The following is a 21273-nucleotide window of genomic DNA, read 5'->3' as shown; positions in this document are numbered from 1 at the left end:
GGCGGAGGTTCTTGCGGGCAGATCAGCGGCCAAATTTGCCCGCGTCGGTATCCAGGATAAATTCGGTCAGTCCGGCAAGCCTGCCGATTTGTTCAAAGCTTACGGGTTGACCGCAGAAAATATAGCCGAAACCTGCAGAATGATTCTGAAATAGAATACAGGCGAAGACAGGGGAATGGGCCGATTGTTCCTACCATTCGTCCGGTGGTGATCCAACCGTCCGCGTGGTGGAGACTGATGAGGACATACCGGGAACTCCGGATAGCTCGGTTGTTTTTTCTCCACATATTCGGGGTGCCCTAAAACCCGCGTTTTTTGTATCTGTATTACATTTGCAAAGCGAAGCCTCTCTGAAATCGGAGTGATTTCAGAGAGGCTTCGCTTTGCCGCTGGACAGGTGATTCAACTTTGCAAATCAGAATGAAAGCTGACTGGCAGGCCGAAATAATGGGGATATGGAAAAAGCCCAAAGTTGGAGGCATTCCGGTGAATCAGGAAAGGAAATGCAGGGCAAGCCGAGAAATCATCGAACCGGATTCATTCGATCCGAATCACTTCTTTTTCGGCTCCCAGATTTCAGTGCCTGGCTCCTTAATGTATGCATGCTCGGGCAGAAAATAAGGTGCGATATAGGGATTACCATCCAAATGGCGGATACACCACATATACCACAGGGCATATCCCGGCCCTGCAACCTGGGGATGTGTGTAGTTGGCTTCGAGGAAAACTGTATCGTTATTATGGACTTTAATGACGTCATCGCCCACTTCGCTGAAGCCATAACCGTTGGCCGGATTAAACTTATAATAATAGATTTCCGGCTGCGGATGAATATGGGGAGGATAGCTGGACCACTTGCCCGGAATATTAATGACTTCGCCCAGAATCATATTGGACCAGGGAGCATTGCTTTTATCAAATACAGTGCGTACGATACGGGTGCAGGTTTCTTTCATGGTACCGGCACCGCGAAATTCATCCGCCGTATCTTCAGGAGCGTAAAGATTGGCGTCAAAAGCGGTATCGTTGTTGGTACGATGTACGGTAACCTCGCTGTCTTCGGCCTCGCCGGTGATGGAAACCTTTGTTCCGGCAGGCACATGCAGTACCCAGGGGGATTCATCAAAACAGTTTTTCCTGCGGATGGTTTTCTGCTTGCCTTCCCATTGAATGGTGACTTCGCCATAAATAAGCATATAAGCGCATTCCAAGGGCTGTTCTTCTTCAAAGTTTTGATTCTTCTTTAACCTTAGAACGCCAAAGTCCATGAGCATGCTGGCATGCGGTCCATTCATTTCGGCAATGCGCGTGTACCCATATGCCATTTCTTTTTCCCCTTTTCTAATACAATCGTACATTGCAAATCCTCCTTACAAAATAAGGGCCCTGTTTTATATTGAGTATTTTATGGTTATCTTTTGGATAACTTATTTTTATAATAGTCCGATACAATGTCTTTGTCAACCCGATTCGGGTGAAATTATTCATAAAATAATCTATTTTTTTAAAAATATGTAACTGTGTTGGTCTGGTGTTGCTAATGTTGTTCAAATTTGATCGTTTTATGCGGGCCTCAACTATAAACTCCTTGTCAAAGGACTTCCATGGATTTCGATGGGACAGGGGATGGAGGTACTGCTTTTGTGACGCAAAGCTGCGCGCGAACCGCGATTACCGCAATGCGGAGCAGTTCTCGCGCAAGTGCCTGACCAATACCGCGCACGCCGGGCAGTTCTCCAGCGACCGCACGGTGCGCGAGTACGCGCGGGAGATTTGGGGCATTCCGGTTTCCAAATAATTCAGAAATGAAACAAAGAGGGCGTGCCGGTTAGCTGACACCCAATCAAGAAGTTTCGGGGAACATTCCGATTGGGCAGTCGTCAAACAGAATGTGACAATAAAAGACGGAGAATCGAAGTAAAGCCGATTCTCCGTCTTTTATTGTGAAAGGCAGGGCAAAACCTTGACATGCTCAACGGAGTTTCCAAATCAGACATTAGGATTCTGTGCGTATTCAAATACGTCAGCCACATTATCAGTTGATGATGATCTAAATTAGCAGCCGCTATTTTCTGATTGCACAGGCTTGGTTCTTTTACATTTGGATTTGTCAATGTTTTCATAAAAGCATAAATATCTTGCAAGTCTTTAGCGGTATTGATAAAATATACGTAAATCGATTTACATAATCAGCGCCGTCTTGGGTCGTCTTTGGTCAGTTTTGCATCACCGCAAAGACTCCGGCCCCACGGTTAATTGATGATAATAAGGAGTTTTATTCATGAAGGGGAATGTCAGTATAAGAGCAGGTCTATCTTTCGGGGGGATCATGGGCTTGTTCTTTGCTTTACTATTCGGAATAACGGCAGGTCAGAAAGACGGATTACACGGGCTTTTGTTAGGGATTCTATTGGGTTTGGCCGCAGGACTTCTTTCAGGTGTTCTATTCGGCCTGTTCATGGACTTTTTTTCTATGGTACAAACAAAGAAATTTGAATCTTTACGCAGCCAAATGGCAATGAAATATAGAATTGTTTTTGAGAGCGGAGCAAACCATTTTATGAACAAAGAGAGCGTTGGCGGCTGGCTTTTTTTAACGTCTGATGTTTTACTTTTCAAATCGCATCAATTCAACATTCAAAATCATGAACTGTCGATTCCAATGAACATAATAAAGTCTGTTACCCCCTGCAAGGTACTTAACTTCGCAACCGGTCTGAAAATAGAAAAGACAGATGGCGAATGGGAAAAATTCGTAGTAAATAATAATAACGAATGGGCAGCAAAGATAAACGAATTGATTGTGAAGTGTGAGCAAAAAGAGAATTCCATGTGCATGTAGCAGCAGCGGTTACATCCACTCCCCTGAGGGATATGACGCACTAGGTATCCCATTTAGCGTCGAAAAACAGTATTGTTCCATTAGATTTTTCTATGAAAGAAGGCCCGCACCTGCTGTCAGGTACGGGCCTTTTTGTATCAATCCTGCTTTTACAAAAACATATCGAACGTGTTCCAGATGTTGTCGTATTCCTGAAGCCGCTTTTCCAGATCGGTGTTTTTGGCGCGGCCGATATAGGTGATCAGCATGTTGATAATGCTCAGCGGCGCTACAAAGGAATCGAGGAAGGTCGGCATTTTGGTGCAGCTCAGCAGATAATCGTCCGACCAGGGAATCAAAGGGGAGAGAAGTGTATCTGTAATCGAGATCGTTTTGCAGCCCTTCTCTTTTGCGAATTTCATCATCTGGTACGTCGCTTTCGAATACCGCTCAAAGCTCAGCCCGATAAACAAATCCTCCGACGTGACGGATTCCAGCCGTTCAATGTCGTCCGACAAAGAGGTGATCAGCGTAACGTTGTCGAGGATCATATTCAGGTAATACCAGAAAAAAGTGCCCAGTGAAGCGGCGCTGCGGCAGCTGATGATAAAAATGTGCTTTGCAGAAATGATTTCTGCGCAGATTTTTTTCACCTTTTCAATGTCCGTGTTTTCAAGCGTTTGAAGAATATTGTTCACGTCGTCCTTCATCACATCCAGAATCTCGTTGTCCTGGTAAGCGTGGTACGACATGATCAGGCGGTCTTTGACGGAAAGATGCTGCTGCGTTGCCTCCTGCAAAGCTTCGCGCAGCTCCGGGTAACCCTTAAATCCAAGAAACACAGAAAAACGAATCACAGAAGCTTCGCTTACTCCGGCCAGCTGCGCCAGCTTGCGCACATTGTAAAAAGAGACGGAATTTCTGTTGTTCAGAATATAGTCCGCAATTTTGGTTTGCGTTTTACTCATTTGAGGCAGTTCGGCAGCCAGCTTTTGATAAATATCCATTTGATGACTCCTCTGCAAAACATATTGTACTGGAAATCATATCTTAAATAAGCAAACTGGGTTACAAAAACTCTATTATGACTTTCGTAATCGCCAAGCTGATGATTCAATGTTCTCTCAGCCGCCAAAAGCTTTGCTTTTGCTTGCGGCGTGAGGTTATTATATCATCCACATCATACAAGCACGCAAAAACTTTCTTTCAGCATTCGTAATCACCAAGCTGATGATTCGATGCTCTCTCAGCCGCCAAAAGCTCTGCTTTTGCTTGCGGCGTGAGGTTATTATAACATGTTTGCCAAAAAAAACAATGGACAAGCTTTGAAATATAAATTTCATAATTATTTAATTATGAAATTTATATTGACAAAACGAAATTTCAGTAGTATATTCAACCTATACAAATCGAAAAGCGCTTTCAAATTTGTACGGTTTACCATGGTTCCCTTTCAAATGAGTGTGCACATTCCTGAGTAAGTTGAATTCGCAGGTGTCTATTGAGAGGAGGTAAAACATGGTTGTATCCCTGAATTTAATTCAAAGCGTATTTCTGGGGGTATTGGTATTCCTGATGGGAAACGCGATCGTCAAAAGGGTTCCCTTTCTGGAAAAATACTGTATTCCCGCCCCTGTGGTAGGAGGTTTGATCTTTTCCATTTTTCATCTGATCGGCGTTCAGTCAGGAGCCTATTCTTTCACCTTTGATATGGCGTTAAAAGATTTCTTTATGATTGCGTTCTTCTGTACGATCGGCTTCAGCGCCAGTCTGCGCATCATTAAAGCGGGCGGTATCGCGATTGCGATTTTGTTCGTGATTTCTTCCGTTATGCTGGTGATCCAGAATTTGTGGGGGATTACCATCGCACGCGCCTTTGGGCTGAATCCGCTTTTGGGCATGTGCGCGGGTTCCATCTCGCTGATGGGCGGCGTCGGCTCGTCCGCCGCGTTTGCCCCGATCATGGAGCAGAACGGGGCAGCGGGGGGACTGACAGTCGCCATCACCTCCGCAACCTTCGGTTTGGTCATGGGCGGCTTGGTCAGCGGGCCGATCGCGAAGCGGCTGATCGAAAAGCACCGCCTGATGACCCGGCAGGAAAGCGATTCCTCGAAGCCCCAGGTAGATTATTCGGCGCTTGCTGTGGAAGAAGAAGTGAAATCCGTTCCGACAGAGCATCTACATATGGGATTTTTCCAGATCGTAATCGCCATGGGCTTTGGAACGCTGATTTCAAAGGCAATCGAAATGACCGGCATGGTGTTCCCGGCATATGTCGGCGCGATTTTTGCCGCGGCGATCATCCTCAACAGCAGCGAAAAGCTCGGCATCCGCATTTATACCAAAGAAATCGAGGTATTCGGCAGTCTGTTCCTGAATGTGTTCCTTGCGATGACGATCATGTCCCTGGAAATCTGGAAGCTTGTCGAAGTCGCAATACCGCTGATTATCATATTGATCGGCCAGGTGATTCTGCTCGCGCTGTACGCCTATTTCATCGTTTACCGCGCGGTCGGGCGCGATTACGATGCAGCCGTGATGAGCGCCGGATTTTACGGGTACGCCATGGGGGCGACGCCGAACGCGATGGCCAGTATGAGCGCGGTGGTTTCCCACTTTGACAGACCTTCGCCAAAGGCCTTTTTCACCGTGCCGATTGTCGGCGGCTTCCTGATGGATTTTGCCATGGCGGTTTTGATCATGACGCATATGAATCTGATCCTGCAGGGAGTCTTATAGCAAAATGCCACGCTTGCGGCTTCTATAAGCCATAAGCTTTCTATCAAAATCATTGAAAGAGAGGTTTTTTAGGATGGACAACAGAATCATTGAGTGTGTAGAGCGCGCGGACTATTTACTGTCGAATCTGATGGCGGTCAAACCGGGGGAAGAGGTGCTGATCGCCATAGACCCGCAGACGGATATGCGCATGGCAAACGCGATCGCGGCGGCGGCTCTGAAATGCGGCGCGGAATACAACATCAGCATGATGCCGATCCGCGGAAAAGATAAGGCGACGATTTTCCCCAAAACGCTGGAGAAAGCGATGGAGGCCTGCGATGTGTTTGTCGGCATGACAACGGCGTCGGGTGCGGCGATTTACAACAACCGCCTGAAAGAGCTGATCAACGAAAAGCGTTTGAGAGAGGTTTCCATCTGCCTGCGGAATATCGATAACTTTACCCGCGGCGGCGCGCTCGCGGACTATGAGAAGGTTTATGCCGACGGGCTTCGGCTCCAGGAAATTTGGAGAGGACATAAGTTCGCACGGGTGACGACTCCCGCCGGCACGAACATCACGATGGAAATGAACCAGATGGAACCGATCATTGAGTGCGGCATCGCCAGAAACCCCGGCGACGCCATGGCATGGTCGGACGGAGAGGTCTCCCTCGGCCCGGTCATCGGCACGACGGAGGGCACCATTGTGGTAGACGGGCCGATCTGCTATTACGGCTGCCCCACCATTCCCGTAGAGCTGCGCGTGGAAAAGGGACGGATCGTTGAGGTAGTCGGCGGCGATCCCAAGATCTGCAAAGAAATCCGCCGCCAGATCAAAGAGATCAAAGACAGCGACAATATCGCTGAAATTGGTCTCGGTCTGAATCCGGCCTGCATGTTCAACGGCGATTTTGAGGAAGAGAAAAAGGCCAGGGGAACCCTGCATTTTGCCATGGGCAACGGCTTCTATTACGGCCAGCCGCCGCGTTCTACGGTTCACATCGACATGGTGCTGTATAACCCCACTGTGTATTTTGATGATGTCCTGATCGAAAAAGACGGCAGGCTGATTTGCCTGGGCGAAGAGTAAAACATGAATAAATCATAAGAAGAGCGGCCGTGAATGAAGTTCACGGCCGCTCTTCTTTATGTCCCATATTGAGCATAACACTATCTGCCCATGATGCGGTATAATGGAGGGAATGAAGAGAGTGAGGGAAGAATCATTTCTAAATACTCTTAAAAAGCAGGGAATCAATCATGGAAAGGAATGAGAAAAATGATTGTTCGCAGTGTTCATCAAGAGCAGTATGAGCAGGTATGCAGTTACTTAAATCGGAAGGGGAAATCAGGTGCGTTTGACGCAAGCTATGAGGTGACGATACCGGTGGATGACTGCGAGTACCTGCTTCGGCTTCAGCCCTGCAGGAAACGGAAGCTTGCCGCCTTGCAGGCCATACAGGTTTGCCGGGATGGAAAAGAGCGGCGCTTCAAACTGATTACGGATAACCTGCCGCTGTCTGCTCTGCTGGAATTATTTCTGTTTCAGCAAAGGAAAAAGATTGCTGAATCAAACCTCAATGAGTGATGAAGAAAGGGAGTGGTGACTTCGCCAATGTCATTTCCTTAAAACAAAATCCACGATGAAAAGCACCCGTTACTTTCCAAAGAAAAGAATTGTTCCGCGTGAAGCGATCCTTTAAACGCTGCAATTAGCCCGCTCATAACACAATCAAAGGTGTTGTTGAAAATAAAATACAGATCAAAAAGAAAGCAGGTGATTGCAAAACGAATCATACTCGTTTTGCAATCACCTGCTTTTGATTTTAAGGATCAATTCACTATAACGCTAATTTATTGGCAATTTTTTGAATGGTAGGAGGAACAATAAAAGACAAAGGTAACGAGACACAAAAACCGACGCTCCATCCCTTTAACCATGCCTGAAAAAAGTGTGGAACCCATCCTATATTTACCGACACCATCACAAAAGACATACATATCGACATACATAATGCCATACTTACCGCGGTGAAAATTCTTCTTTTCTTACTCATAAATACAAACCTCCATTCGAATTTGTAAAGAATGGAGATGCAAAAGGTTCATTGTAAGGGAAACGCAATGAACTGCTCGGAATACCAACCGAAACGAATTTTTTTTCTTTACTGTATCAAGTATATCAATGCACGGCGAAAAAAGTCAAGAAAAATATGATATGTTTGCACTGCCTTAACTGAATGACAATGTTGACGTCATTTTTGCTGGAGGAATAGCGTCCGGCGATAGAAATCTGCCGCAATGCGTGTTATGATAGGACAAAAGTAAAATGAAAACGCAGGATTCTGAAAGCCATTGCTTTGGAACCCCGCGAAAGAAAAGGGGGCCTTTCCGTGACGGTACTGGTCAGCGCGTGCCTGCTCGGCGAGAACTGTAAATACAACGGCGGCAATAATAATAACCCACACGTCGCCGCGTTTTTAGCGGATAAAGAGATTATCCCTGTCTGTCCCGAAATACTGGCCGGTTTGGGCGCTCCGCGCAATCCCGCGGAAATCCAAAACGGAAGAGTCGTGGATTGCCTGGGAAATGATGTGGATCAAAAGTTTCGGGAGGGGGTTCGTCTGGCGCTTGAAAAAATCATGGATGTGCCGGTCGATCTGGCTATTTTGCAGCCAAGAAGCCCCACCTGCGGCGTTCGGCAGATTTATGACGGCAGCTTTTCCGGTAAATTGATTCCCGGTCAGGGCCTGTTTGCCAAGGCCCTGCTCGATATGGGCATAAAAGTAATGGACGCCGACGAATTTTCAGAATAAAAACACCTCCTGCCGCAGTTCTTCTGCGACAGGAGGTGTTTTATCATTGTCCGTTTTTCGCGGTATGGTTCCTTACGCAGGGGCTTTTACGGCTTACGACAGCCGCCCTTTAAAATCCTCATACCCAAAGGTTTTCTGCACCCGCAGCTTGCCGCTTTGGTCAAGAATCGCGATCGACGGCAGAGCCATCCCGTTGAACGTGTTGGTTTTCACCATCGAATAATGGGCCATGTCGCCGAAAATCAGCCGGTCGCCGGGGGCAAGCGGATGGTCAAAGGAGTAATCCCCGATGATGTCGCCCGCAAGGCAGGTCGGCCCGCCCAGACGGTAGCAGTACGGCTTTTCCTCCGGAAGTCCCGCGCCCAGCAGGGGCGGGCGGTAGGGCATTTCGAGCACATCCGGCATGTGGCACGCGGCAGAGGTATCGAGGATCGCGTTGGCAATGCCGTTTTCCACGATCTCCAGCACGGTGCACACGAGAAAGCCCGCGTTCAGCGCGACGGCCTCGCCCGGCTCCAGATACACCTGCACGCCGTAGCGCTGCTGCGTGCGGTCGATGAGGGAAACCAGCTTCTCCACATCGTAGCCCGGGCGGGTAATGTGGTGCCCGCCGCCGAAATTCAGCCATTTCATCCGGGGCAGATAGGCCCCGAATTTTTCTTCCACGGCATCCAGTGTCCGCTCCAGCGCGTCGGCGTCCTGCTCGCACAGCGTGTGAAAATGCAGGCCCGAAATGCCGTCCAGCAGCTCCGGGTGAAAATTCGCGGCCGTTACCCCCAGACGAGAGCCGGGGGAGCAAGGGTCGTAGATCGCGTGATCCTGCGTGGAGCATTCCGGGTTGATGCGGATGCCGCATTCACACCCGGCGGCCAGCGCGCGGCCCCCAAACTTCTGCCACTGAGAAAACGAGTTGAATACAATGTGGCCGCAGATGCGGGTGATCTCGTCAAATTCTTCGTCGCGGTACGCGGGGGAGAACACGTGGTTTTCCTTGCCCATTTCCTCATAGCCGAGCCGCGCTTCATACAATCCGCTGGCCGTCGCGCCGCTCAGATATTTCCCGATCAGCGGGTACAGCGAAAACATGGAAAAGGCCTTCTGCGCCAGCAGAATCCTGCAGCCGGTGCGCTCCTGCACCATTGCCAGCAGTTCCAGATTTTGAATCAGCAGGGCTTCATCCACCACAAAACAGGGGGAAGGGGCCTGTAAATAAAGCGCCGTTCGTTCCATCATCAGTCAACCAGCTCGGGGGCAAAGCTCTCCTGCCACGGCAGGCCCCATTTGTTCAGCGCGTCCATGAAGGGATCGGGATCGAACTCTTCAATGTTGTGTACGCCGGGCTTGTTCCACACGCCGGTCATCAGCAGAGCCGCGCCGATCATGGCGGGAACGCCCGTGGTGTACGAAATGGCCTGCGAGCCTACCTCGCGGTAGCATTCCTGATGGTCGCATACATTATAAAGGTAATAGGTCTTCTCCTTGCCGTCCTTCTTGCCCTGGAAAATGCAGCCGATGTTCGTCTTGCCCTTGGTGCGCGGGCCAAGAGAGGCCGGGTCTGGCAGAACGGCTTTTAAAAACTGCAGCGGCACGATCTGCTTGCCCTCGAATTCGATCGGTACAATCGAGGTCATGCCCACATTCTCAAGGCATTTCAGGTGGGTCAGGTAGCTCTGGCCGAACGTCATGAAGAAGCGGATGCGGCGGATGCCCTTGATGTTGAGCGCAAGGGATTCCAGCTCCTCGTGGTGCAGCAGGTACATATCCTTCTCGCCGATTTCGGGGAAGTTGTATACGCGCTTGATCTCCATCGGCTCGGTCTCGACCCATTCGCCGTTTTCCCAGTAGCTGCCCTTGGCGCTCACTTCGCGGATGTTGATTTCGGGGTTGAAGTTGGTGGCAAAGGGGTAGCCGTGGTCGCCTGCGTTCGCGTCGAGAATATCGATGTAGTTGATCTCGTCGAACTGGTGCTTCTGCGCGTAGGCAGAGAATACACCGGTCACGCCGGGGTCAAAGCCGCTGCCGAGCAGCGCGGTAATGCCCGCCTTCTCGAAGCGCTCCTTGTAATCCCACTGCCATTTGTATTCAAATTTCGCGGTGTCGATCGGCTCGTAGTTTGCGGTATCCACATAATTGGTTTTGGTCGCAAGGCACGCGTCCATGATGGTCAGATCCTGATACGGCAGGGCCAGATTCAGTACCACATCGGGCTTGAATTGTTCGATCAGCGCAATCAGCTCGTCCACGTTGTCGGCGTTGACCTGCGCGGTGTGAATGATGGTTTTCCCGCCGGAGAGTTTTTCCTTGAGCGCGTCGCATTTGCTTTTGGTACGGCTCGCGATGCAGATTTCCTCAAAAACGTCGCTGTTTTGGCAGCATTTGTGAATGGCAACGCTCGCAACGCCGCCGCAGCCGATGATCAGTGCTTTTCCCATAATATGATACCTCCTGTATTGTTCCCTTACGGGGATTTGCCGCCCGATTCAGTTCCCGGCGGCCTGTATCGTTTCTCAAATAGACTCAGACGAATCGTTACGAACGATTTATTTGATCTCTTTTTTTTCATCAGAAGCGGGGACAAGCGTTAAAAGCAGCTCCCGCAGGATTTTGCAGGCGACCGCGGTAGAAACGCCGCTCTGGTCGTAAACGGGGGAAAGCTCGTTTACGTCGCAGCCCACGACATGCAGCCCTTTCAGCGCCAGCACCGCGTGCAGCAGCTGCAAAAAGCTGACGCCGCCCGGCTCCGGCGTCCCCGTGCCGGGAAACACCGACGGGTCGAGAACGTCCAGATCGATCGTGACGTAGACCGGTTTGCCCTCAAGGGATGTAATGGTTTTTTCCAGCCCCTCAAAGTTGAATTTGTGGGTGGATACATGCTGCCGTCCCCACAAAAACTCGCTCCGGTCGCCGGAACGGATGCCGAACTGAAAGATTTTGCCGTCGCCCACCAAATCCCAGCAGCGGTGCAGCACCGTCGCGTGGGAGAGGGCCGCGCCCAAATATTCCTCTCGCAGGTCGGCGTGCGCGTCAAAATGCAGAATGTGCAGATCGGGATGCTTCTTCACCGCGGCCCGAACCGCGCCCAGCGTCACCAGATGCTCGCCGCCGATCATCACGGGAAGCTTGCCGTCCTCCAATATGCCCGCGGCGAATTCTTCGATCTGCGCAAGGGCTTTTTGGGTGTCGCCGAAGCAAAGCTCCAGATCGCCGCCGTCAAATACGGAAATATCCGTTAAATCCTTGTCCTGATAGGGGCTGTACGTTTCCAGTCCGAACGAGTCGCCCCGCATGGCGCGGCTTGCAAAGCGTGTGCCGGGGCGGAACGACGTGGTGGAATCAAACGGCGCGCCGAACAGCACGGCCCTTGCGGATTCGTATTCGCTGTCGCAGCCCAGAAAGGTTTCAATGTTTTTAGTCAATGTGTTCGACATTTTTCAGGAGCTCCTCCACATAGTTTGGCAGGGCGAACGCGCCCCTGTGCAGCTTGGTGTTATAATAGCGGGTCGGAATGCCGCGTTCCTTCCAGCGCTTGGTGTCCATATCTTTCAGCGGGTGATATTCCTTCGACGCAAACCCGAACAGCCAGTGGCCGGAGGGGTACGTGGGAATATGCGCCTGATACACGCGGCTGATGGGGAAGGATTTCACGATTCGCTTGTGTGCCCGCTGCATGGCCAGCGCGTCCACCGCGTAGAACGGGCTTTCGTGCTGGTTGACCATGATGCCGTCCTCTTTGAGCGCCTTGTAGCAGTTGCCGTAAAATTCCCGGGTAAACAGGCCCTCGCCGGGGCCGAACGGGTCGGTGGAATCGACCAGAATCAGGTCGTATTCCTCGCTCTGACGGCGCACAAATTTCAGCCCGTCCTGAAAATAGAGCTTCACTCTCGGGTCGTCAAAGCCGCAGGCCGTAAACGGCAGGTGCTCACGGCAGACCGTGACTACCTGTTCGTCGATCTCAACTAAGTCGATCCGCTCGATCTCGGGGTAGCGGATCAGCTCGCGCACCGCGCCGCCGTCGCCGCCGCCGATCACCAGCACGCGCCGCACCTTGGGGTGCACCGCCATGGGGACATGGACGATCATTTCATGATAAATAAACTCATCGTGCTCTGTCAGCATCATGTAGCCGTCGAGCGTTAAAAAGCGGCCGAATTCTTCAGATTCAAACACATCGATGCGCTGAAACTCGCTCTGTCCGCTGTACAGCTGCCGGTCCACCCGGATGGAAAGCTTAACGCCGGGCGCGTGTTTTTCAGTAAACCATAAATCCACCGCTTATTCCTCCTTGATTACGTTGAGCCGTTCCAGATTCAAATCCTCCGGGCCGGTCAAAAAGCAGCCCTTTTCCTTGGCGTACTCAATATATTCCAGTATTTCGCCGGTAATCAGCTCGCCCGGGGCAAGGATCGGGATTCCCGGCGGATAGCACATGACAAATTCACTGCAGATGCGCCCGGGGCTCTGCGCAAGGGGCAAAGCCTCCTTTTCGGCGTAAAAAGCCTTTTGCGGCGCAACCGCAACGATGGGGGAGATGTACTCCATGCGCAGCATGCCCGTTTTGTCGCGCTTGTAGTTGCGGCGGATCTCCGCGAGCGCGCCGACAAGCCGCTCCAGATCGCGGTGGCGGTCGCCGACGGACAGATACGCCAATATATTGCCAAGGTCACCGAATTCTACCTGAATATCGTATTCATCGCGCAGAATGTCGTAGACCTCGATTCCGGCCAGACCCAGCTCCAGCGTGTTGACGGAAAGCTTTGTGGTGTCGAAGTCGTACACGGTGTCGCCGTTGATCAGCTCGCGGGAATAGGCATAGTAATCGCCGATCTGGTTGATCTCGCCGCGCGCGTACTCGGCCATTTCCACCACCCGGCGAAAAATCTCTTTGCCCTCAGTGGCAAGCTTTTTCCGGGAAATATCGAGACTCGACAGCAGCAGATAAGAGCCGCTGGTCGTCTGGGTCAGGTTGATGATCTGCCGCACATACCCCGCGCTGATGCCGCCGTTTACCAGCAGAAACGAGCTTTGGGTCAGCGAGCCGCCGGATTTGTGCATGCTTACCGAAGCCATGTCCGCCCCGGCCTTCATGGCGCACAGGGGCAGGTCTTCGCCAAAATACAGGTGTGTGCCGTGCGCCTCGTCCGCCAGCACCAGCATGCCGTGCTGGTGCGCCAGTTCGGTGATGGCTTTCAGGTTCGAGCAGATGCCGTAATAGGTGGGGTTGTTCACGAGAACCGCCCGCGCCTTCGGGTGCTCGCGGATCGCCTGCTCCACCGCGGAAAGGCGCATCCCAAGCGAAATACCGAGCCGGTGGTCGGTTTCGGGATTGACATAGACGGGCGTCGCACCGCACAGGATCAGCGCGTTGATCACGCTGCGGTGCACGTTGCGCGGCAGGATGATTTCATCCCCGTGCTTGCAGGCAGAAAGCACCATCGCCTGCACGGCAGAGGTGGTGCCGTTCACCATAAAAAAAGCGTGCGCCGCTCCGAATGCGTCCGCGGCCAGCTCCTCCGCCTCGCGAATGACGGAAACCGGATGGCACAGATTGTCCAGCGGCTTCATGGAGTTGACGTCAAGCTGCATGCAGCGCTCGCCCAAAAACTGGGTCAGTTCGGGGTTTCCGCGCCCGTGCTTATGCCCGGGCACATCAAAAGGAACCACCCGTTCCGCCTCAAAATCCAGCAGCGCCTGCCGGATGGGCATACGGGTTTGGTCTAGTTTGCTCAACAAAGGGCCTCCTTTCCGTTCAGTACACGTTGCTGCCGGTGAAAATTTCAATCATCTCGCGCCGCAGGCTGTCTGTGATCTTCAGCCGTGCCTGGGGCGGCAGCTCATAAACGTCGGTATTGAACAGATAGTTCTGCAGATTGATGTCTTTGATCAGCATCTTGGTATGGAACAGGTTCGATTGGTATACGTTCAGGTCGATCGCGTCGTATTTGCGCAGGGTCTTGTCGTCGATAAAATCCTGAATCGATGTCATCTTATGATCCATGAACAGCTTTTTGCCGGTCACGTCGCGGGTAAAGCCGCGCACGCGGTAATCCATGGTGATGATGTCGGAGTCAAAACTGCCGATCAGGTAGTCTAGTGTGCTCAAAGGCGTGATCTCGCCGCAGGTGGCAACGTCAATATCGACCCGGAACGTTGCGAGGAAGGTGTCCGGGTGGTATTCGGGGTAGGTGTGCACCGTCACGTGGCTTTTGTCGAGATGTGCCACCATCGTTTCGCCGGAAAGCTCCGCGCGCGTGCCGGCCCTGCGTCCCGCCAGCATCGATTCCTCCGCGATCAGGAAGGTGACGCTCGCGCCCTGCGGGTCGTAATCCTGTGTTGAGATGTTCAGTACATGCGCGCCGATCATTTCAGTCACGCGTTCCAGAATCCCGGTCAGCCGTTCGGAATTATATTGTTCGTCAATATAAGCGATGTAATCCCGCTGTTCCCGTTCGCTTTTGGCGTAGCAGACGTCATAGATGTTAAAGCTGAGGGATTTGGTCAGATTGTTAAAGCCATATAATTTCAGTTTGTTTTCCATACCGTCACCTGATTTCCGGCGTATTTTTTGTGGGGAGAAAATAAAAAAAGACCCAAAGTGAGCGCGGCGGGTGTCGCACTTTATCACTTGAGTCACAATTCTGTCGATTTTGTTTTATTTCGAGCGGGCCATGCGCAAAGGCGCGTCAGTCCGCTGTTATTTATTCAAAAGTACAGAGAATCAGAGTCTATATAGCAATAACTTACTTTTACTACTCTTATTGATTGTTTCACAAGCGTAATGTGCGAAAAGCACACGGTTTTAAGTAACCAACTTATAAAATTTGAGCAACGGCTCAATCAATAAGGCAACGAAAGTTGCCAACCGGCATTTTGACCCAGCTGTCCGTATGGCGTTTGATTTCTCCCGCAAGGTGCGAAAGAAATGGTCAAAAAAAGTTGTTGCCGCGAGGGTAAAGGCTCACCTTCGCTCAAAATAGGCTTTGATCCTACTTTTCTTTCGAGATGCATTGTACTATAAACAATCGCAAAATGCAAGAAAAATTTTATTTTATTTTTTTAAACTTTGCGTTATATGAAGAATAATTCATCGAAAAATCAGGAACTTTTTCCCATGGCCTCTTTTGCATTTTAGCAAGTTCAGCAAATTCGCCGGAGCAGGGACTACTGTCCTCTGTTGGAGTACATATGTATTACGCAAGCGGTCTGGTGAAAATTGATATTTATGAATTATTTTGAATAAAAATGTATGAAAATTGAAAGAAAGGCTACCCGGTATTTCAGAAAACCCACATGGAATCACAGAAAAAACCAAAGAATCCTGTGCGGTTCACAGGATATATCATTTCGGTTTTTTTTCTGTTTTTTTGCAGATCATTTTTATTTCTCTCTTGTTATTATACAGTTGAAATGTTATAATAATCACAAAGATAACATGAAACTGTTTCCGCAACCCTTTGTGAAAGCTGCGGAACGTTTCTTATGCTTTTAATTGTACGCAATAAAAATACAATGATAAAAGTAGGGTGGATTTTAGCATGAAGTATGACAATGACGCAAAGCAGCTCAAGTATAGAGTGCTGTCTTCGGTGGCACGCCTGAGTTATGACAATCAGTTGTCAGAGCATCTGGGGGATATTCCCTATGAAATCATCCCCGGCCCGCAGCCCGCATTTCGCTGCTGCATTTACCGTGAGCGCGAAATCATCCGTGAACGCGTTTCGGCGGCCTGCGGCGAAGATCTCCCCCGCCAGGAGGACAAGGCCGTAATGGGTGTGCTTCCGGCCGCGTGCGAGGGGTGTCCGATCAACCGCTTTAATGTAACGGATAACTGTCAGAAATGTCTGGCGAAGAAATGCGTGGCGGCCTGTCCCTTTGGGGCGGTCAGCGTTACCGGACGCGGCGCGTATATCGACCCGGCAAAATGTAAGGAGTGCGGCCGCTGTGCCGCTGCCTGCCCGTACAACGCAATTTCAGACACCATGCGCCCCTGTCTGCGGTCCTGCCCGGTCAACGCCATCACCATGGACGAATACCGTCTGGCAGCGATCGATTACAGCCGCTGCATCAGCTGCGGCGCGTGCATGGCGGGTTGCCCGTTCGGCGCGATTACGGATCGTTCCAGTCTGGTCAGCGTGATTCAGGAGATTCAGTCCGGCAAAAAGGTATACGCCGTGTTTGCCCCCGCCATTGAGGGCCATTTCGGAACCGCGAATGTCGGTCAGCTCAAAGAGGGCCTGCGCCGGCTTGGCTTTGCCGATGCGGTAGAGGTTTCTCTGGGTGCGGACGCCACCGCCTACCACGAAGCGCAGGAGCTCAAGGAAGTGGTTGCGGAGGGCAAGAAGATGACCACCTCCTGCTGCCCGGCGTTTGTGGATATGATCGAAAAGCATTTCCCAAAGCTCGAGCCCAACATTTCTCATACGGCGTCTCCCATGACGCTGACCGTGCGGTACTTAAAGGAAAATGAGCCGGACATAAAGGTTGTCTTTTTTGGCCCCTGTGTTGCGAAGAAGCTCGAAATTCAGAAGGCGGAGAATACCGCTGATTATGTGATGACCTTTGAAGAGCTGGCCGCCATGTTCAGTGCCAAAGAGATCGAGGTAGAAACTCTTGAGGTGGAGAACGTGCAGGACGGCAGCATCAAGGGCAAGAACTTTGCCGTCAGCGGCGGTGTTACCGCGGCGGTAGAGGCTGCTCTGGCCGAGGACGGCTTTGACCAGCCGGTTTCCTGCGTAAAATGCAGCGGCGCCAAGGAATGCAAAAAGCAGCTGATGGTGATGAACGCCGGCCGCATGCAGGAGGATCTGATCGAAGGCATGGCCTGCGAGGGCGGCTGTGTTGCCGGGCCCGGCGGCGTAGAGCCGGTGCAGAAGCTGATGAAGAACCGTCAGAAGCTGCTGGCCGCTGCCGACAAACGCGGCATTAAAGAAAATTTGGAGCAAATTCACGATCTGACGCACATTCACATGGAGCAGAGAGCATAATAGATTCATGTACTTTCAAACAGTCTGATACCAATATAGCGGTTTCTTCCCCCGCCGCAGGCGGGGGAAGAAACCGGCAGCTTTATCATGCGGCATTACTGATCGTATCGAAAAGGAGGCGGATGACCCAATGAACGCCATAGCTGCGCAGGGCCTGGGAAAATCGTATGACGGGAAGACCGCCGCACTCTCGGAGCTGACTCTTCGGGTGCCGCAGGGGGGCGTGTGCGGTTTTCTGGGCCCAAACGGCGCGGGCAAAACGACGACCGTCAAGCTTTTGACCGGGCTTCTGCGTCCCACAGCCGGCGAATGCTCCGTGATGGGTCTTTCTCCGCAGAACGAGCCGGAGCGGGTTCACGCCCTGTGCGGGGTCATGACGGAAACCGCCCATCTATACGGCAATATGACCGGTCAGCAGAATCTGGAGTTTTTCGGCCAGACGGCCGGGCTCGTCCGGGCCCAGGCCAAAGAGAGAGCCGAGCTGCTGCTGCGCGAGCTGGAGCTTTGGGAGGCCCGGGATCAGAAGGCGGGCCAGTATTCCACCGGAATGATGCAGCGCCTGTCTTTGGCCCGCGCGCTGATGCATGAGCCGCAGGTTCTGTTTCTGGACGAGCCCACCAGCGGCCTTGACCCCGAATCGGCCCAGGCGGTGAATGAAATGATCTCCACCCTGGCGAAAAAGAGCGGCGTTACCGTCTTTTTGTGTACGCATCAGCTGCGCTATGCGCAGGATCTGTGCACCACCTACGGGATTCTGTACCGCGGCCAGATGATTCTGCAGGGGGATTTTGCCGCCCTGTGCGAAGGCGCCGGGTGCCATATCAAAGCGGGCATCCGCACAGAGCCGGAGCAGACCCTGCACGGCTTTGTCAAAAACGGGGAGTACTGGGAAACGGAAATCGCGTCCGAGGCCGAAATGCCCGCGATTCTGCGTGATCTGGTCGCGCAGGACATTCCCGTATATGAGGCGCGGCTGATCCGCCCCACACTCGAAGACGTCTATTTTTCCTGCCTGCAGGGTCAGGAGGTGGCAAAATGAAGCTGCTGTCTGAGCCGGAGCTCGCTGTCTTTAAGAAGGATTTTAACGAGGTCTGGCATATTCGCAGTGTGCGCGGCACGCTGATTGGCGTGCCGATCTGCATGGTGGTGCTTCTGCCGGCGCTGTACCTGTTTCTGGTGCTGTATGCTCCGTCCGATCAGCTCAACGGGGTGGACAACATGATGAAGCTGATGCCGCCGGAGCTTTTGGACGATTTTGATCTGAAGCAGTCCATGTTCTATTTGATGGTGAACTTGGTTTGTCCCATGTTCTTCCTGATGATCCCGCTGATGTCCTCCACCACGTCGGCTGCGGCCAGCTTTGTGGGGGAGAAGGAACGGGGAACGATGGAGACGCTGCTGCTGACTCCGCTTTCGGCCCGCAGCCTGTTCAAGGCAAAGGTGGCGGGGTGCGCGGCGCTGTCCTTTCTGATTTCGACCATTTCCTTTGTCACGTTTTCCATTGTGGTCGGGGCTGGCAACTTGATTCTGAACATGCCGTTCTTCCTCAACTGGAACTGGCTGGCGCTTGTGTTTGTGCTCTCGCCCGCCGCAACGGTGTTCGGCGTCATTTTCATGGTGCTGCTTTCCGGCCGGTCGAAAAGCTATCTGGAATCCATGCAGCTTTCGGGTTATATCGTGCTGCCGCTGGTGCTGGTGCTGATCGGCCAGTTTACGGGGCTGATTTACCTCGATGCGTTCTGGACTCTGCTGGCCGGCCTTGTGCTGATTCTGGCAGATGTGCTTCTGCTGTTTTTGTCCGCGAGAAAATTCAATTCAGAGTTGCTTCTGAAAAAATAGAGCTCTGTCTGCATAGCCAATTTATTTAAAAATAATTTTCTGTGAAAATAGTAATTTTCCCTTGCCAAAGGCGAGGGAGCATCCAATGGCTTTTTTGAAAGTAAAATTACTGTATGATTGCGCAGGGACAAGCCGGGCTTGTAAAAGCTTTGGCTTGTTCCCTTTTTCCTGTGTCCTCATCTGATGATAACGGATTAGAAACAATGTAACTTTAAAATGACTGCGGTTTCTTCCCCGCTCTCGGCAGGGAAGAAACCGCCATTTTCAGGGAAGCCCGCTTCGATCCGTTGATGATACACGAAGAAATAGCTTACATTTTATTTTTCGATTTGATATACTAAATATGAAGGATTGATGGGGGGATTATGATATGGCAGCGGATTTGCATTGTCATACAAGAATGTCGGACGGCGCGGTTTCTATTGATGAATTGGTGATGCTGGCGAAAATAAAAGGGATCGGTACGATTGCGGTAACCGATCACGATACCTTCGCGGGCGCGACCCGCGCGAAGATTTTTGGGGATCGCCAGGGGGTAGAGGTCATTCCCGGAATCGAAATCTCTGCTTACGATAACGCACGGGGCAGGAAAGTACATATTCTGGGGTATGACTGTGAAAGCCCCGACCGGCTGGAGGGTCTGTGCAAGCGCATCGGTGAATCGCGCAAACGGGCCGCCAATATTATGATGCAGAAGGTCATGCGGCTGTATCCGATTCCGGCAGAAATGATCCTGCGCCGTGCGCAGGGCTGTACGAATATTTACAAGCAGCATATCATGCACGCGCTGATCGATGCGGGCTATACCACCGAAATGTTCGGTTCGGTGTTTCATAAGCTGTTCAGCCCGCGCGGCGGCCTTGCTTACTGCGCGATCGAATATCCCGATGTGCACGATGTCATCCGGCAGATTCACGAGGCAGGCGGCGTTGCGGTGATGGCGCATCCCGGCCAGTATGACGGCCACGATCTGATGCTGGAGCTGGCCGATCGGGGAGAGATCGATGGGATTGAGGTATGGCACCCTCTTCACAAGGAAGAGGATGTCCCCCAGTACATCGCGCTGGCGCGCCTGCGGGGCCTGCTCATGACCGGCGGCTCCGACTTTCACGGAATGTACACCTCACATTCCTGCGCGCTGGGGGCTTTTACCGCTCCCGACGAGCAGCTCGAGGCGCTCAAAAAGAAAAGCCGCAAGATCAAATCCGGCGGCTGATTGGCAGCTGACCTAAAAAATGATGATTTCTTCCCTGCCGAAAGCAGAGGGAAGAAATCACCGGTTTGAGCATTCTGAAAAACAGAAAAGGGGGCAAAGCAATGCAGTATGAATTTCGTCCCAGCGGTGTATGTTCTTCAAAAATCGTTCTCGATGTGGACGGAGATACCGTCCAGCAGGTGCAGTTTGTCGGCGGCTGCAGCGGCAACAGCCAGGGAATCGGCGTTCTGGTGCAGGGGATGAAGATCGACGATGTGATCGGGCGGCTGCGGGGAATCCGCTGCGGGCGCAGAAATACGTCGTGTCCCGATCAGCTCGCGCAGGCGCTGCTGTTATACCAATCCAAAAACGAAACAAAAAACTAGGCCTTGTTTATCAAAGAAGAATCGGCGGATTTTCGGGATGAAATGATGCCCGGCAGAGAAGCAGCACAGGAATACTTGCCGTATTCCTGGCATGGTTGACGCTGCCGGACGCAATTTTAGCCGAAACAGACGAGACTCTTGATTTGATAAACAAAGCCAAAAGCTTGCTTGCGAAAAGGGAGCTGTGGGGTTTCCACAGCTCCCTTTTCGTGTGCGGGTTAGACGGTAGTTTGCTGATTGTAGAATTAGCAGCCGCAGCCGCCGCAATTATTGTTGCAGCCACAATCGCCGCATCCGCCGCATCCGCTATTGCCCCAGCCACCGCAGCAAAACAGAATGAGGATTAAAATGATGATCCACCAGCAGCCACCAAAGCCATTATTATTGTTACACATTATTGTATTCCTCCTTTCGGTTTACACTATAGTATATTGCATGCGGAGAAATGGTGTTACAATAATTTTGCTGCGTCATTTCCAGCGGGAATTTCTCCGCAAATGTTTTTTTCGGCGCT

The 21273-nt window shown here is 51.7% G+C and carries 21 protein-coding genes; 11 read left to right on the top strand and 10 right to left on the bottom strand.

Annotation, left to right across the window (positions count from 1 at the left end):
* Positions 1-551 precede the first annotated feature (551 nt).
* Positions 552-1358: a 5-deoxy-glucuronate isomerase gene (locus TY09_RS07795; protein WP_009063053.1), complete on the bottom strand. Its 807-nt coding sequence runs from the start codon at positions 1356-1358 to the stop codon at positions 552-554.
* Between the two features lie 182 nt (positions 1359-1540).
* Between TY09_RS07795 and TY09_RS18825 the strand changes: the two genes are divergently transcribed.
* Both TY09_RS18825 and TY09_RS07790 read left to right on the top strand, forming a co-directional pair.
* Positions 1541-1798 carry a glycogen/starch/alpha-glucan phosphorylase gene (locus tag TY09_RS18825; protein WP_081759624.1) on the top strand — a complete coding sequence of 86 codons (258 nt, stop codon included), beginning with the start codon at positions 1541-1543 and terminating at the stop codon, positions 1796-1798.
* 483 nt (positions 1799-2281) lie between these two features.
* Complete coding sequence (locus TY09_RS07790; RefSeq protein WP_042432788.1) at positions 2282-2842, top strand: hypothetical protein; 561 nt, start codon at positions 2282-2284, stop codon at positions 2840-2842.
* A 149-nt stretch (positions 2843-2991) separates the two neighbouring features.
* On the opposite strand, the gene TY09_RS07785 is transcribed toward TY09_RS07790, so the two are convergent.
* A complete protein-coding gene (locus TY09_RS07785) occupies positions 2992-3828 on the bottom strand; it encodes a MurR/RpiR family transcriptional regulator (protein WP_009063169.1) in 837 nt (278 codons plus the stop codon).
* A gap of 511 nt (positions 3829-4339) precedes the next feature.
* On the opposite strand from TY09_RS07785, the gene gltS reads away from it, so the two are divergent.
* The 3 genes from gltS (at position 4340) to TY09_RS07765 (ending at position 7130) form a co-directional block, all read left to right on the top strand.
* The gene (gene gltS / locus TY09_RS07775; protein ID WP_042432782.1) at positions 4340-5560 is read left to right on the top strand and encodes a sodium/glutamate symporter; all 1221 of its coding nucleotides are present in this window, start codon (positions 4340-4342) and stop codon (positions 5558-5560) included.
* 73 nt (positions 5561-5633) lie between these two features.
* On the top strand, positions 5634-6632 hold the full coding sequence (locus TY09_RS07770) for an aminopeptidase (protein ID WP_042432778.1): 999 nt from the start codon (positions 5634-5636) through the stop codon (positions 6630-6632).
* 189 nt (positions 6633-6821) lie between these two features.
* Positions 6822-7130 (top strand): hypothetical protein, encoded by a 309-nt coding sequence (locus TY09_RS07765; RefSeq protein WP_042432775.1) that lies wholly within the window; start codon positions 6822-6824, stop codon positions 7128-7130.
* A 253-nt stretch (positions 7131-7383) separates the two neighbouring features.
* On the opposite strand, the gene TY09_RS17890 is transcribed toward TY09_RS07765, so the two are convergent.
* Positions 7384-7599, bottom strand: coding sequence for a DUF2798 domain-containing protein (locus TY09_RS17890; protein WP_074432618.1), 216 nt, complete (start codon positions 7597-7599; stop codon positions 7384-7386).
* A gap of 336 nt (positions 7600-7935) precedes the next feature.
* Between TY09_RS17890 and TY09_RS07760 the strand changes: the two genes are divergently transcribed.
* Complete coding sequence (locus tag TY09_RS07760; protein WP_042432772.1) at positions 7936-8358, top strand: 2-thiouracil desulfurase family protein; 423 nt, start codon at positions 7936-7938, stop codon at positions 8356-8358.
* A 93-nt stretch (positions 8359-8451) separates the two neighbouring features.
* Here the strand turns inward: TY09_RS07760 and nspC are convergent, their stop codons facing one another.
* The 6 genes from nspC to speD form a co-directional block, all read right to left on the bottom strand.
* Entirely contained in the window at positions 8452-9591 is a 1140-nt protein-coding gene (gene nspC, locus TY09_RS07755; protein WP_187119594.1) for a carboxynorspermidine decarboxylase, read from the bottom strand.
* A complete protein-coding gene (locus TY09_RS07750) occupies positions 9591-10790 on the bottom strand; it encodes a saccharopine dehydrogenase family protein (protein ID WP_042432768.1) in 1200 nt (399 codons plus the stop codon). Before TY09_RS07750 ends, nspC begins: the two co-directional genes overlap by 1 nt.
* 108 nt (positions 10791-10898) lie before the next feature.
* Entirely contained in the window at positions 10899-11786 is an 888-nt protein-coding gene (gene speB / locus TY09_RS07745) for an agmatinase (RefSeq protein WP_187119593.1), read from the bottom strand.
* Positions 11767-12627, bottom strand: coding sequence for a polyamine aminopropyltransferase (speE, locus tag TY09_RS07740; protein WP_042432766.1), 861 nt, complete (start codon positions 12625-12627; stop codon positions 11767-11769). Before speE ends, speB begins: the two co-directional genes overlap by 20 nt.
* Before the next feature lie 3 nt (positions 12628-12630).
* Positions 12631-14061 (bottom strand): aminotransferase class I/II-fold pyridoxal phosphate-dependent enzyme, encoded by a 1431-nt coding sequence (locus tag TY09_RS07735; RefSeq protein WP_042432763.1) that lies wholly within the window; start codon positions 14059-14061, stop codon positions 12631-12633.
* A gap of 43 nt (positions 14062-14104) precedes the next feature.
* Complete coding sequence (gene speD / locus TY09_RS07730) at positions 14105-14893, bottom strand: adenosylmethionine decarboxylase (RefSeq protein WP_009062947.1); 789 nt, start codon at positions 14891-14893, stop codon at positions 14105-14107.
* A 997-nt stretch (positions 14894-15890) separates the two neighbouring features.
* Between speD and TY09_RS07725 the strand changes: the two genes are divergently transcribed.
* The 5 genes from TY09_RS07725 to TY09_RS07705 all read left to right on the top strand — a co-directional run bounded on the left by TY09_RS07725 (position 15891) and on the right by TY09_RS07705 (position 20759).
* Entirely contained in the window at positions 15891-17339 is a 1449-nt protein-coding gene (locus TY09_RS07725; RefSeq protein ID WP_042432760.1) for a 4Fe-4S dicluster domain-containing protein, read from the top strand.
* A gap of 130 nt (positions 17340-17469) precedes the next feature.
* Positions 17470-18378 (top strand): ABC transporter ATP-binding protein, encoded by a 909-nt coding sequence (locus TY09_RS07720; protein WP_042432758.1) that lies wholly within the window; start codon positions 17470-17472, stop codon positions 18376-18378.
* Positions 18375-19178: an ABC transporter permease subunit gene (locus TY09_RS07715; protein ID WP_009062966.1), complete on the top strand. Its 804-nt coding sequence runs from the start codon at positions 18375-18377 to the stop codon at positions 19176-19178. The genes TY09_RS07720 and TY09_RS07715 overlap by 4 nt, the downstream gene beginning before the upstream one ends.
* A gap of 370 nt (positions 19179-19548) precedes the next feature.
* On the top strand, positions 19549-20394 hold the full coding sequence (locus TY09_RS07710; protein WP_009062958.1) for a PHP domain-containing protein: 846 nt from the start codon (positions 19549-19551) through the stop codon (positions 20392-20394).
* Between the two features lie 101 nt (positions 20395-20495).
* Entirely contained in the window at positions 20496-20759 is a 264-nt protein-coding gene (locus tag TY09_RS07705) for a TIGR03905 family TSCPD domain-containing protein (RefSeq protein WP_042432798.1), read from the top strand.
* 245 nt (positions 20760-21004) lie between these two features.
* Here TY09_RS07705 and TY09_RS18590 read toward each other — a convergent pair whose 3' ends face one another.
* Positions 21005-21154 carry a hypothetical protein gene (locus tag TY09_RS18590; RefSeq protein ID WP_187119592.1) on the bottom strand — a complete coding sequence of 50 codons (150 nt, stop codon included), beginning with the start codon at positions 21152-21154 and terminating at the stop codon, positions 21005-21007.
* Positions 21155-21273 lie beyond the last annotated feature (119 nt).

Source organism: Faecalispora jeddahensis (genome assembly GCF_000577335.1).
Lineage (GTDB): Bacteria > Bacillota > Clostridia > Oscillospirales > Acutalibacteraceae > Faecalispora > Faecalispora jeddahensis.
This window is presented reverse-complemented; position numbering and strand designations above follow the sequence as displayed.